At 37.8% G+C, this 15679-nt stretch carries 9 protein-coding genes; all 9 read right to left on the bottom strand.

All coding sequences use genetic code 11. From position 1 onward, the window contains the following. Window positions 1-31: 31 nt before the first annotated feature. Window positions 32-1198: a sialidase family protein gene (locus tag LVD51_RS10000; protein ID WP_236971090.1), complete on the bottom strand. Its 1167-nt coding sequence runs from the start codon at window positions 1196-1198 to the stop codon at window positions 32-34. Between the two features lie 290 nt (window positions 1199-1488). Next, a complete protein-coding gene (locus LVD51_RS09995) occupies window positions 1489-2268 on the bottom strand; it encodes an SDR family oxidoreductase (protein WP_236971089.1) in 780 nt (259 codons plus the stop codon). Between the two features lie 73 nt (window positions 2269-2341). Next, window positions 2342-3778, bottom strand: a complete 1437-nt coding sequence (locus tag LVD51_RS09990) for a hypothetical protein (protein ID WP_236971088.1) — start codon at window positions 3776-3778, stop codon at window positions 2342-2344. Between the two features lie 48 nt (window positions 3779-3826). Then, a complete protein-coding gene (locus LVD51_RS09985; RefSeq protein ID WP_236971087.1) occupies window positions 3827-5266 on the bottom strand; it encodes a glycoside hydrolase family protein in 1440 nt (479 codons plus the stop codon). A 14-nt stretch (window positions 5267-5280) separates the two neighbouring features. Continuing rightward, the gene (locus tag LVD51_RS09980) at window positions 5281-7617 is read right to left on the bottom strand and encodes an aminotransferase class III-fold pyridoxal phosphate-dependent enzyme (RefSeq protein ID WP_236971086.1); all 2337 of its coding nucleotides are present in this window, start codon (window positions 7615-7617) and stop codon (window positions 5281-5283) included. A gap of 274 nt (window positions 7618-7891) precedes the next feature. Then, window positions 7892-9370, bottom strand: a complete 1479-nt coding sequence (locus LVD51_RS09975) for a glycoside hydrolase family protein (RefSeq protein ID WP_236971085.1) — start codon at window positions 9368-9370, stop codon at window positions 7892-7894. Between the two features lie 194 nt (window positions 9371-9564). Further along, entirely contained in the window at window positions 9565-11043 is a 1479-nt protein-coding gene (locus LVD51_RS09970) for a RagB/SusD family nutrient uptake outer membrane protein (RefSeq protein WP_236971084.1), read from the bottom strand. 27 nt (window positions 11044-11070) lie between these two features. After that, window positions 11071-14298: a SusC/RagA family TonB-linked outer membrane protein gene (locus LVD51_RS09965; protein WP_236971083.1), complete on the bottom strand. Its 3228-nt coding sequence runs from the start codon at window positions 14296-14298 to the stop codon at window positions 11071-11073. Between the two features lie 892 nt (window positions 14299-15190). Continuing rightward, entirely contained in the window at window positions 15191-15346 is a 156-nt protein-coding gene (locus tag LVD51_RS09960) for a hypothetical protein (protein ID WP_236971082.1), read from the bottom strand. Between the last annotated feature and the right edge of the window lie 333 nt (window positions 15347-15679).

Here is a 15679-nt window from a genome sequence, read left to right as displayed (position 1 = left end):
TTTGTTGGCAATAATGAAAAATTCTAAGATACTAATCGATTTCCAATATACTACCAGCTATATGGCGAGTTCCATTGTTAAGATTATAATAATATGTTACCAACACTGTATTTTCATCCAATACTACCGACCAAGGATAACCAATATCAGTACTACCACCATCTGCTCTGATAATGATTTCTTCAGCTGTTTCGTAATCAGTACATTCCGCATTCAATATTCGCGCACGAATTCCGTAAGGTTTATGTCGGTATCCATAGACTAGGAGGACTCTGTTATCAGGCAATCGTGTAGCTTGCATGGGATGGCCTTTAAAACCCATTTTCTTCCAAGGCTGGAAGGATTTTCCTCCATCAGTTGATCTCGCAATACATGCCTCTCCATCCAATTTAGCCGTTCGCAAAAAGGCCACTAAATCTCCTTTCGGCGTTTCGTAAATCGAAGTCTCATTGAATACAGCTTTGTCATCGGTAGCGACCACACAAGAATACTTCCATGTATGACCTTTATCTTCAGATATCAATAAAAAATTTGCGGTTTTACCGATATTATTCTCGTCATCACTTCCGGCTACTACCCAAAACAATCTACCGTCTTTTCCTTCATACATTGACCCTCTATTATATGCAGGTAAAGGATCTCCCAAAGCGGACAATTTCATTTCCTGTGGTACTGTTGGTGGATAATATGGGCCCTTCCAAGAATCTCCACCATCGGTAGATTTCAATATATAGCCTCCTAAAAACACTGAATTTTTATCGACTATAAATGCGGGCTGCTTTATATTTTTCAAACCATCCTCACGCAACAATGCCCAGCCATAACTTGTGCAAAGTATGGTACCATCCTTTAATTGATACATACATGGATCTTGCGACCCGCCATAGGGATGAGAATACAATAGATTCGGCTCCTTACTCCAGGACAAACCATTATCTCTAGATCTTACATATACCAAATAACTGTTGGGATCCACATGGTTGGTATGACCTTCGGAAAAAATCGCTCGATTTGGTGCTCGTCGAAAAGCAACTAGGATTTCACCATCTTCCTTTTTTATTACCGAAGGAAAAGCAGAGTGAAAATCATTATCCTCATAAATAATTACATCCTTTATTTTGTGAACAGAAGATGTTTGAGAAAAGGCCGAAAAAGCAATATTTAGTGCAAGGAAGGAAAATAAAAATTTAAACTTCATAGATCAGTTATTTTATATAGTAAATTCAAGATCAGAAAATTGTAACTATCTGACGAACACCTATTAACAATTAAATTAAATGGGTAAAAAAACAAAATAACTCCACATTTTATTTTAGTCAACTGGTAGTTTTCCAAATATAGTCATCTATATATGGCTACCCTACTACTTTATTACAGAAATGTAGTATTATCTTTTGATGTCTAAGCTGTACATTCAAATATTTTCATCTACTCTAGTGTTTATAGAAAATATATATCTGAATATAGTAATTGTAATTTCAACTCCTTCTACCAAAGTGTCCAACCTCCATCAACCAATAAATTTTGTCCCGTAATAAAAGACGATCCATCAGACAATAAAAAATGAACCACACTGGCCACTTCTCGTGCTTCCCCCACTCTAGCCATCGGTACTTTTGCCCGCAAGCGATCGACAAATTCTGGATATTCTTCTTCCACCTTGGGATTGGGAAACGGACCTGGCGAGATACAATTCACCCTAATACCCTTCTCTGCCCATTGAACCGCTAAGTATTTTGTCATCTGCACAATACCTGCCTTTCCTATGCCATATTCAATAGGATTTACTGACATCGGTGATTCATATATTTTGGGATCCGGGACAACCACACCATACATACTGGAGAAAAGCACCATGCTGCCTTTACCCACCTTTATCATATACTGACTCAACGCTCGGCACAGGATAAAAGTAGAAGATATATTGGTTTGATTTACCCTAGCCAAATCGTCATTGGTTAGATCTGCCATAGTTTTGGCAGTGGCTCCATAGGTCAAATTGACCATACCTTCAGGGATTCCGTAATTTTTCACCTCATCGTCAACAAAGCTGGCTATTGCACCACTTTCATTGACATCTAAACTGGCAGCAAAATAATTTTCTGAATTCGAAAGCTTTGCCTTTAATTCTTGACTTCGATCTCCAATGTCAATACATAAAACCTTGGCTCCACCCTCCAATAAATACATTACTAGAGCCTGTCCTAAGTAACCTGCTCCACCTATAACCCAAAATAGTTTGCCCGATATATCGTATTCAGCAATCATTTTCTATTATTCTATTGTTAAAAAATACAAATTTTCACATCTAGTACTAAATCAAAATGCCAGATTGCCTCACCTATTTATTAAACTTCAGTGCATACAAGTCGGCATCCTTCATTGAAATTTTCAGCCGTATAGTTTTACCAACCAATGCACTCACATCGGTGCTATTTTTCCAACTAACAATCCGCGATATTTCATTGCCTATAATCTCTTGACAATCTTCCATTTCAAATCCAGAGATAGGACTACCATTTTCGTCCTGTATTTCTATCATTACACTTCCTGCCGCAGAGGTAGAATAATTAATCTCCAATTCTTTGCCATCAAAGGTAAAGGGCTTGGTCACAACCGTCCCTCCTTCAAATCCAGCTTCCAAGGATGCAAAACCATCCAACCGCATAGAATATCTTTTCAGATGGGATGTGGGTTGCGCATAATGTTCATTGACATAAACCGACATCTCGGTATCACTGGTTTGGACTACGTTTAAAGAAGGATAGTTTGATCGGGAGACCCAGTTTTGCAAGCCAATTCCTGGCTTAATAAAAGAGGACATAAAAGTTCGATCATATTGATTCCCACCCCTTGTCGTCATAATAATGGCATCGGAACAATCCTTAAAATATTTGGGATTGACATTGAATTTTTCGGCTTGCTCATCGGTCAATACTTGGCGCTTAGGCATAAATCGAGCCCCGATTGCTACATATATTTGAGGAGCTCTAAAATAAGGACTGGTTTGCTGTGTATATAAATGTTCCAAAGGTCGATCGCCAAACTCCATTTCTACGGGATCTGTCCAGTGAATTAAATCCTTGGAAGTAGCTCTACTTACAGATCTAAAACCATCGCGCAAGGTTCGAAAATAACTCACATATTGGTTTTCAGATTCAGACCAAAACGCCACATTCTGAGAATCGAAAGGTCCTTCTGTAATCACGGGATCTGGATGATATCGCTTCCATGAAAACCCATCTTCCGACACATAGATATACAGTCCACCTTTTCTCGTATGCCCTGCCATTGCCTTGAATCTCTCATTGGCTGGACAATTGGGGTTTTTATCAATAAAAGGGCTAAAATTATGGGTAATCCATTCATCATTGGCCAACACGATATTATTGGCCTTGCTTCCGTCTATTTCGAATAAACCCAACTCTGGTTTTGTCCAATGGATTCCGTCAGTTGATAGTGCAATACAAGTGGTCTCTTCCAAACTACCATCTTTACCAGCATTTCTCAATCCCCTATAGTAAGCCCTATATAGACCACCATCCTTTATTATACTACTGTAGGCCGAAAAATTCCCTTCCCATTCTTTATCAAAATACAATACTGGGCCTTCATTCACCGGATGATGTAATTTAGCTGTTACATTATCTAGATTGGATATTATATAATCATCCAAAAACAATTGTCTATTGTCTTGGATGGACAGGACTGATTGAGAAAATACCTTATTAGGAAGCCAAAAAATAACAGACAAAAATAAAATTACCCTAATATTCATAACTTTTGATTTTAAGTATAAAACTTTATTAACAAACCATTGATTACATTATTTATTAAACTTCAATGCATACAAATCGGCATCTTTCAATGCAATATGTAATCGTATGGTTTTACCCACCAATCCACTAACATCAGTACTATTTTTCCAACTTACTATGCGCGATATTTCATTCCCTATGATCTCCTGACAGTCATCCATAGTAAATCCGGGAATGGGCTGTCCATTTTCGTCTTGTATTTCTATCATTACACTTCCAGCCGCCGAAGTAGAATAATTAATCTCCAATTCTTTGCCATCAAAAGTAAAAGGCTTGGATACAACACTACCCCCTTCAAAGTCAGATTGTAGAGAAGCAAAACCATCGATACGCATAGAATATCTCTTTAAATGAGCAGTAGGCTGAGCATAATTTTCATTCACATAAACCGACATCTCAGTATCTCCAGTTTGAACCACATTAAGGGCTGGATAATTGGATCGAGATACCCAATTCTGCAAACCGATACCCGGCTTAATATAAGATTCCATAAAGGTTCGAGTATAGCTATTACCTCCTCGACTCGTCATCAATATCGCATCGGAACAATCCTTAAAGTATTTGGGATTGACCTTTAATTTTTCAGCTTGCTCATCGGTCAAAACCTGACGATTGGGCATAAATCGAGCCCCGATAGCCACGTATATTTGAGGAGCTCTATAATATGGGCTGGTCTGTTGAGTATACAAATGATCATATGGTCGATCTCCAAAAGTCATTTTTTCGGGTTTCGTCCAATGGATAAAGTCTTTTGAGGTAGTTCTACTCACACTCCTAAACCCAGAATAACCATCCCCTGTCCATGATCGGAAATAAATCACATACATCTCTTCTGATTCCGACCAAAAAGCTACATTCTGAGAATCGAAAATACCATCTGTGAATATAGGATCAGCCTGCATCTTCGTCCAATGAATACCATCTGGTGAAGTATAGGCCATTAACCCACTTTTCTTTACCCCTCCAATAGCTTTGTACTTTTCTTCGGGTTTGCAATTGGGGCTTTTGTCGATGAATGGACTAAAATTGTGATTCATTGGTGCTGCATGAGCCAAAATCACATTATTTTCCTTGCTTCCGTCTATATCAAACAAACCCAATTCTGGTTTTGTCCAATGTATGCCATCGGTAGATATTGCGATACAGGTGGTTTCTCCATCTCTACCGTCACTGCCTGCATCGCGAACCCCTCTATAATAAGCCTTAAAAATCGGTCCATCTTTAATTATCGTACAATATGCCGAAAAGTTCCCCTCCCACTCTTTATCGAAATATAGAACAGGCCCTTCACTGGTTGGGTGATGCATGACCATAGATACATTGTCCATGGATTGGACCATATAGTCATCGACAAACAACTGACGATCATCATTGATTTCTAACTTTCCTTGCCCAAAAACGGACAAAGTAAAACACAACTGTATAAAAAGTAAAAAGCTATTTTTCATAATATATTTTAGTTTTAAGTTAAGCGGGAGAACCCACCGTGATTTTTAGTTGAAGTTTCTATTTTTAATATTTCTCCCGTCATAATCATATCTTCCAATTCAGAAAATACATCATCGAGAGCCTTTAACAACGAATCAATATGTTTGGCTTTATGGGCCTGCATTAAATAAAAGAAAGTGGATACCAAAAAACCTTTTTCCAACATTTTCCCAATGTAAAAACTCTTACACAACTGGCTGTTTTCTCCACAATCAAAGCCAATATTCGGAGTGGCAGGCATTCCAAACACTTTAATTTTACATCCTGGATATCGATCTGCCAATTCTTGTAATCTATTCATTAGGTCTTTACCTTTTTGCCAGACGGTTTCTTGAACTTTTTCTGCCTCCATTTTCTTCAATACGGCCAAGGCTGCCGCAGTCCCAATCCCATCGGTCCAATAGCTAGAAGAAATAAAACTGGCCTCGGAAGCTTCCATAATTTCCTGCTTTCCAATGACTACACCAAATGGATAACCATTACTCATAGCTTTAGCATATACTACTATATCTGGCTGTAAATCTATGGAGGGATGGGCCCCAGGGTATCCGTATCTCAATCCGCTGGTTATCTCATCTACTACAAGAATGACATTTAATTCTTTACATTTTTGTGTTATGTGAGCTATAAACTCGGGATGAGGATACTGTGATCGCATTGGCTCCATGACTACAGCAGCAAAATTATGTCCCAATTGTTCTATGGCTCGATCGAAAGAAGATATATCGTTATAGGTAAAGGGCAGTGATGTTCCAGCCAGTTCTCTAGGCACACCTTGGGGTTGTAATCCTGGAATTAAATGACCGTCGAGAGCAGAAGATTGACCGAGGTTGGCCGCCAAATACCAATCGTGCCATCCGTGATAGCCACAAAAGGCAATTCCACTTTTACCAGTAGCCGTCCTTGCACAACGCACAGCTACTGCCATGGCTTCCCCTCCTGTTCGAGCATATCGAACTTTACCCGCCCAAGGATGCAGGGACAATAATTTTTCTGCCAATGTTATTTCTTGAGGGTTGACCAAGGAGCTATAAGATCCCATTGCCATACGTCGGTGAACTGCAGCATTGACCTCTTTGTCGGCATATCCCAACATTGTCGTACCCACTCCTCCCACAAAATCTATATATTTGACATCGTTAAGATCCCATACTTCACAACCTGAAGATCGGTTATAATAAGCTGGCCATGAATTGGCCTCATACATTTCCGCCCTTTTGGACAATAGCGCTGTTCCACCACATATTACTTCTCGGGCTCGCAACCATTGATCTGGACCGCTAACGTCAGTTTTTTCATCTTCCACCGAAAGGTGGGGTTGCAAAAGACGCAAAGCATTATTCAAGAAAATATCCTGTACATCGTCACCGGTTAATCCAAAATCTTCCGCTGCCTCGCGAAGGCATATTAATGATTCTATACCTACAAGGGTAAACTCGTGCCCAGTTGGAGATTGATAGTCGGGTTGAATTAATTCTGGATGCAACCAAAAAAATTGATTCCCTATGGTTACGCATCTGCCCCGCATTTCACTCACAGCATAATCAGATCCCCACAATATACGTCTAGGACCTAGGGATTTTAAAGCCGCTCGATAAGTTTCGACCTCACATATAGCTGATGTATCTACTACTACATTTTCAATATCGGATAAAAAGCTTAATCCCCTGCGAGCTGTTCTATAATTAAAGCTCCTTGCCACATGGGCCAATATCAATTTCACCTTGGGATAGGTCTTACACAATCTTCTGATCTCCTGTTGATTATCTGAATCTTCAATACCCTGATCTTTAACAATATGGAGCATCATGACCCCGGACATGTCATTTAACAATTCCCACATCCATTCTGGCGCATATTCTGTGATGGAGGCATTCATGGTATCCGGCCGATCAGCGTAACAATGGTATACTTTAACACCGACCCAAATAGGTTTCTGCAATGCTAAAGCTACTTCTGAGATATCATCATTCGCCGAAACCACCATTAGGCTTCGACTCAGATCGCTACCGTTTTGACTCACCTCATTTGCTACCCAGGAATTCATTACCTGACGTTGCGCCGATTTGCGCGGAAGACCAAAATACAATCCGTGGATGGTCTTAGAAGGCATATATTGCTGAAGAGCTAAGCGATGTTGTTGGCAGCCCAATTCATCGATGCCCTTTAAAAAAGGCCATTCATTTTCGGGAAAATGAATGGCTTTATATGGATGAACATGAATGTCGAATATTTCCTGCGGAATAAAATCTTGCAAACCAAAGCTTACTGTGATCTGACTATCTCTCGTTGTGGCATATGAATATTTCATATAATTGTATGCACTATCTGGTTAAGCGTTAAATTTTAAAGATAAATCCTAGTTTAAATAAAAGTTCCTTTTAAACTCTCATCATCAACCTTCCTCTCAAAAATAAATTTAACCCAGTACACCACCTACTACTATTGATTAATAATGACATACTATTTTACAAATATCTATTATGATATTTGCAATTATTAATAAAAGACCATTTTAAAATACCAAATACGTTATTCCGCGGAGTATAAATATAAAACTTCGACAAGTGAAGCTTATACGAAATCTATTGTACTGCGATTGAATACATATCTGCATCCTTCATTAAAAATTTCAATCTAACCGTTTTGTTTTTTAGATCGGCCAATGTCTTACCTGATGCCCATGTAACTTCTCCATCGATCTTGTCACCTCTTAATATAACTGCGTCATCAGCTCCAAAACCAGAAATCTCTTTCCCATTTTCATCCAACACTACCACCTTTACATATCCTACAGTTGAGGTTTCAAAATTGATATTCAAAGTAGTGCCCTCCAGTTTTAATGGCTTGGTAACCATATAACCAGGATCAAAATAGGCCTTTATCGAGGCAAAACCGTCTGTCCTCAATCTCAGTCTTTCCAAAGCTACATCTTTAGAACCATAGTATCTGGTCACAAACATAGACATCTCATTAGAAGCCGTTGGAATAACACCCAAAGCGGGAATATTACTTCTAGCACTCCAATTTTGAAGGCTGGCACCTGGTCGGACAAAAGACTCGAGGAATTTTCTAGTATATTGATTTCCCCCTCTAGACGTCATAAAAATTGCATCAGATATTCCTTGCCATTGAGATTCATCCGTTCCGTTATATATCAATTGCTTATCGGTCAACAACTTCTCTTTTGGCGAAAATCTAAATGGCATGGACACCAAGATTTGTGGAGCTCTAAAATAGGGCTGTGTAGCATTGGTATATAAATGTTCTATTTTAGTATCACCAAATTCCATTAGCTCAGGAGTCGTCCAATTCACAAAATCTTTGGATGTAGAACGAGCAATGGTTCTGATCCCATTGGGCGGATAAGGCAATCCAGGTTTGGCACCAGTCCATGTCCGTAAATAAATAGCAAAACAATCTTCAGCGGGAAGATAAGTCAGCACATTGTGTGAATCCAAAGCATAATCTGGAAACAAATCACTACTGTCTTTGTACATTGTCCAATGGATACCATCTGGGGAAACGTATCGAGTCAATCCTATTCTAGAACCATTGTTGTGATTGGCTCCTCCTACTGCTTTATATTTTTCCTCTTGAGGAATTCCTTCTCTGTCATCATAGTGAACAGAAAAATTGTGAGCGGACAGGCGTTCGTCATTCACCATAACTACATTGTTCTTTGTAGTACCTTCAACCATATGAATGCCCAAATTGGGTTTTTCCCAATTTATCCCATCATTGCTTTCGGCATAACAAGTGACTTCAGTAGACTCACCCTCTACCATACCCTTACCGCGATAATACATTTGAAACTTTTGACCGTTATCAATCACCGACACATAAGTTACAAACACTCCTTCCCAAGGCTTATCAAATTTCAATCCACCCTCAGATGGAATTGGATCACATAAATGGTGATCAACCTTGTGTTTTTCATCGATTAAATAATCATCCACAAACAATTCTCTGGTATTATTTAACACTATGATGTCATCATTTAAAGGAAGATGAACAAAAGAAAATAACGTAATAAATCCGAGAAACAAAAATCCTATTTTCATATATTTTTAAACTATTTATTATTAAAAAATTCTACACACAATCCACCCTGTATTTGTATTTATCACACAGAAATAGTGTACGTCATAAGGTTTTTTAACAACCGACTCAATTGAAAAGTCATCCTAAAAACATTGGTCACATCAATTGCGATGTGACCAATGAATTAACTAATCAATTAACATTTACAACGCTACTAATATCCTGGATTTTGTTCCACCAACGGTTCCAATGAAAGGATATTATCATTGATAGGGAACAACAACAAGTGCTCTCCTCTTCCTTGCAAGGAAGGTACTTTTTCAAAGGCCTTATCAAACCTCACTAAATCCCACCATCTTTTACCTTCGTGCAAAAATTCAAATAATCGCTCTTGAAGTATCACCTCGTCATTTTCTTCTTGTGTACTAGAAGTGTATTCATGACCTGGATATTGATCACCAAATGCTCTTTTTCTAATGATATTTATTTCTTCAGATGGATCTTGTCCCAAGGCATTTTTGGCTTCTGCCTTCATCAATACAACATCTGCATAGCGGTATAATATATAATCATCGTACATCACCCTTACTCCACCAGTAATCACACCTGGCCATTTGAGATCAGTATTGTACATAAAACTAGTAACACCATCTCTAGTCTCGAATACTTCGTAGAAGTTTCCTTCTTTACGACTATCAGCAGTATCAAATTGAGCAGCGACATCTCTACTCACTTGCCAAAATGATGACCGGCCTTCAAAAGGAGAAACCTTAGCTATAGTTTCGGCATCTGTATAAGGGAATACTGGTGCAATAATCCCAGTAATTCCTCCATAAATTGTTCGAGCTGAAGACTCTCCTTCCTCAAATCGAATAGACATTATGATTTCATCGTTGCCTTTGGCTTCAAAAGCAAATACATCAGAATAATTATCCAACAACGCTACTTGACTCAATTCCACCTCCTCAAGAGCTGATAGTGCTTCATTGAAATCACTACTTCCTCCATTCAATCTTTTAGCCGTCCACAAATATACATCGGCCTTTAAAGTCTGTGCAGCCGGCTTACTCCACTTATTTCTACCCGGCATAAAATCACTGTTGGGAAATAGCGCAATTGCATCATCGATGTCCTTTTTAATAAAATCAAAGATTAACGATTGAGATGTACGCTCTTTATAAATAGATTCTGGTGCGAAATCTTCAGTTGGTTCCGTAACCAAAATTAAATCTCCCCATGTCTTAGTCATAATGAAATACACAAAAGCACGCATAGCATGAGCTTCAGCTAAAATTTGATTTTTCTCTCCCTCATCAACAAAATCGATTTCAGGTACATATTTCAAAATCAAATTGGCATCGTGGATCACCGAATAAAAAGTTGTCCAATCTGGACCGGCATTGGTACTGCTTAAATCATTGGTAAAAACATAAAAGTTGGCAGAAGGGTCAAAACCAAAATTTTGCGTCCATACTTCACTTCTCGCCTCACCCAAAGCAAACAAATTACTGGCAGCCTGGGTTCTCAAACGAACATATATTCCATTTAGTGCACCTTCAGCTTCCTCTTTAGATGTCCAAAAAGAAGCATTCGTAATCTCACTTATAGGAGATAGGGTAAGATCTTCTGTACAACTACTAAAACCGAGAAGTACAAATAAGAATAGATAATATTTAGTAACTATATTTTTCATAATTAGATTATTTGAAATAAAAAGGATTTAGAAAGAAGGAGAAATTTGAACACCAAACATGATGTTTTTCGGCACTGGATATCTTCCGTTGTCCGTACCACCTTCTTCCGGGTTCAACCCAGTAAATTTGGTGAAATAATATAGGTTATTTGCAGTAAGATTGAACCTTACATTACCCAATCTCAATTTTTCTAAAATGTTATTAGGCATACTATAAGCCAAGGTTATTTCACGTAAACACAAGAAATCTCCAGACTCATAATATTCGGAATTACCCCTTCTCAAGTTTTGTTTTTGATTTTGATCTGCCCAGTAATATCTAGGGATATCAGTGACATCTCCTTGATTTTGCCATGATCTTGTCACCGCTTCAGAAATTGCATTTTGACCAGAAAAATTACCCAATACTCGCGCTTTGGTCTCGTTGTAAATCATATGACCCAAAGTGAAATCCGTTCTAACAATTAAACTAAAGTCTTTGTAAGCAAAGGAATTCGTCACCCCTCCTGTCCAATCTGGATATATATTACCCATATACAATCTATCTCTCTCATCGATGATGCCATTACCATCAGTATCATACCAATCTACATCACCTCCGTGTTTTGTTTTATCTGCTCCAACTACCAACATATCTACAGGTCCAGCAGCTGCCTCTTCATCAGTAGAGAAAATGCCCAATTGTCTGTAACCAAACAAATCTCCGATGGTTCCTCCTTCTTGCAAACCACCTTTCCACACATATTCGCCCAAAGATTCATCCCAGATATTGATACCTCCAATTCTGTTGTTCTCAATACCATTGTCAGGCAATTCAAGTATTTTCATTTTCACAAAACCTGCATTCACACCGAGGTTCCATTGGAATTCTGACTGAACAGGCAATAAATTAGCACTTATTTCAAATTCAACCCCTTTATTTTCCAAACTACCTAAGTTGGTAAGCACACTGGTAAATCCAGTAGATCTAGGCAAAGCAAGGTTGGTCAACAAGTTATCAGTTACCCTCTGATATACATCCAATACTGCCGCCACTCGTTGGTTAAACAATCCTACATCCATACCAAAGTTGAAACTCTTAGATCTCTCCCATTTCAACTCTGCATTCGCTAATGAGGAATTGTAAATAGCAGCATTTCCAAAATAACGGTCTCCAACAGAATATGATCCTTGAGCTTGGTATGCACCTAAACCACTGATATTTCCATTGACACCATAACTGGCACGCAATTTAACTCGAAGTAAATCTTCTGGTATGGCCTTCCAAAAATCTTCTTTGTGAAGATTCCATCCAAATGACATACCTGGGAAGAATCCCCATTTGTAATTGTCTCCTAAATTAGAAGCACCATCATATCTCGCATTAAGTGTTACTAAGTATTTTTCATCAAAATTATAATTGATTCTACCAAAATATCCATACAATAACAACTCTGATTCAGCCCCATTGACACTCCATGGAGTGGCCGATGCATTTACAGTCGGTATAAGATCGGTCGCAGCGTCTCTACCCACTGAAGTCAAAGATCTTGGATTGGATTTATTCATTGAAAATCCTGCAGTAGTCTCTAGGTTATGAACATTATTCAAAGATTTGACATATCTGAATACCGCATCAGCTTGTTGTTCTACTATAGTACTTTGAGAAGCAGTGGCCTGTCTAGTAGAGTTAAGTACAGTAGGTCCATTGAGATAAGAGTTCAAAAAACTTCTCGAATAATAATCATCATTTACAATGGAATACTGAGGTTTAAACATTAAGCCTGGCAAAATTTCTAAACTAGCTCCAGCCACCATCATATAATTGTTTCTCTGATTACTAGCATCGTATCTACTGATATAATAAGCTGGGTTACCATTGGTAAACAATCGACCTGGCGCCAAAGAACCATCTTCAAATGCATACTTTGAAGTTTGAGCCGTGTTAATATTATTTTTAAATACCGTTCCTACATTGGGTACTTGAGAATCCGTCACTTTAGCATAGGTAAGACGACCAAAGAAATTGAGCTTATCCGTAGCTTGAATCTCACCGTTCAAGTTCATAGTCAATCTAGTATAATCAGTATTAATCGCAATCCCTTCATTGGACAAATATCCTAAGCCCATATTAAAGGTAGCTTTTTCACTTCCTCCAGAAATAGAAAGATTGTGATCATGTGAATAAGACCGTCTAAAAACCGTCTTTTGAAAGTCTGTACCCTTAAATATCAAATCCTTAGTCGGATCTAATGGATCGGGAATGGTTTCCCAAATGGCTCCCCATTGATCTGCAGGCTCATCCAATAAGTAACTGTTTTCTGGAGTCAGGTACATTGTAGTAAATGCAGTATTATTAGTCAAATCATTTCCCGTTCCTCCTGCATTCGCCTGAGTTAAGAATGATAGTACACCAGGGGACTTTTCACCACTGGCTGCTATACCCAGTCTCATAAAATATATAAAGTCCTTGGCACTGGCCAATTCATACAACTGACCTACATCAGAGGATATCAAATTATAACTATAATTGATTTGGGTTTGACCCGCCTTTCCAGACTTGGTCTCTACGATGATTACACCATTGGAAGCTCTAGATCCGTATATTGAGGTAGATGCAGCATCTTTTAATACTTGGATAGACTCTATATCTCTTGGATTGATATAATCCATATTGCTTCGAACAACACCGTCAATTACATATAGAGGATTGGATCCGTCCGGGTTGTTGATCGAAGTTCCACCCCGTAATACTACTCGGGCCTGAGCACCTGGTTGACCAGATGTACTCTGAACTCTAAGACCGGCTATCGATCCTTGTAATGCTGAAGTAGGATTGGAAAATGAAACATTCTCCAACACTTTTGTGTCCATCTTACTAACCGAAGTAGTCAATACTTCTCTAGATTGAGATCCATATCCTACAACCACTAATTCATCCAATATTTCAGAATCAGATTCTAAAGTAACGGTAATTGTTGATTGACCAGATAAACTTACGACTAGAGACTTGTAACCAATGTAGCTAAACATTATTTTGTCAGAAGTCAAATTCACATCGTTCAACGTAAAATTACCATCAAAATCAGTTGAGGTACCGTTGTTACTTCCTTCTACTAATACATTAACACCTATTAAACCAAGACCATCTTCACCTACCACCGTACCGGTAAGGGTAGACGAAGCTTGTCCAAAGGCAAAACCCGATGTAAACATTGTAAGAAGTAGAAATAAGAACCATTTCTGCTTTAAGCGGAAAGTCATTTTATTTTCCATTTGAGAGGTTTTAAAATTTTAAATTAAATCACATCTCAAAAATATATAGCAAAACCTGAAGTACAATGTACTTTCATTTAAAAAACTTATACTATTTTTCTATTGACAAAGATATTAACATTAAAATTACAATTGATTAAACTTAAAACAACACAAAATATTAATAATAAATTAATAATAGCAGGCTAAAACCACAAAACACCCCTATTTTATAGATTGATTCACAGCATTTTATACAAGATAATTACGCAATGATTAAAACAATAATGAATTTTATTCATGCAAAATATTATAACTTATTTTACAACGAAGGTGAGACTTACAGAATAATACCACTTTTAAATATTCGTAGTTTTCTATATATAGAATATAACACCTCGATAAAAATTTCAATAATACAGACCAATTCATGGACAACTTAAGAAGAATTACATTAAGATAGCCATATTCAGGACCTTAAATAACATATATGCATTATTATGGAATATTTTACAAAAATACTTTTTATAGAATTTAACACAAACATAGTGCAACAAATAGCAAAATTTTAACTTAAACTAAATTAAAATCATAGACAATAAACTAAGAAATTTCAATTTTCATTTACCACACCATATTCTTTGTGAAATGAATAAAATCTATTAACTAAAATATTCCCCTTGTACAGAAATTTTCTTTGAGAGACGCTATCAAAACATTGCCTTTAATCTAAATCTATGGAGACAGGGTAATGAGGATTAGTATGTACTATTTTTCAAAATATAATACCAATTCAGTCAACAAAGGTTGGACAGACTTTTACCAAATGCATTCATGACCGAATGCAGTACATTATCGAACATAATACGTAGTATCATTGACCGTAAATCGGTCAATGGTGAGATAACCACAGCTACCATGCTGTGGGTGGGTGAGGAAAAGTCGTAAATCGACCTTTGATGAGGATGACCGAATGAAGTTGCTCAATAGAGCAACCCGATGGACTAAATGTCCATCGGATGAGGGAACCGGAGCCACTGCGCTCCGGATGGGTGGCCAGCCACTGCACTGCGACAAGAATACATAAAATTCGACAGCAAATTCTCATTGCGCTCTGGCGTGACTGAAACGTAATTCGTCATCAGATAATCTATGGCTTTGATCTGAATCACTGATGTATTTACATGGATTTGTCATGATTTTTGCAAATAGATATTGTGAATGACATGGTAATATTATCTGTAGATCTAAAAATAATTTATTTCAACTTGGCAAAAATCCCGCCAAATCAACATTGTTTGATGCCAATACCGTGGTTTTTCAAACCACGGCTATTAGACTACGTCCTTTCAGGACTTATTTATAAAGATGTCTGGGTATGACTGAGTATTCTATGATAGAA

The sequence above is a fragment of the Membranihabitans marinus genome (assembly GCF_021729155.1).
GTDB lineage: Bacteria > Bacteroidota > Bacteroidia > Chitinophagales > Saprospiraceae > Membranihabitans > Membranihabitans marinus.
This window is presented reverse-complemented; position numbering and strand designations above follow the sequence as displayed.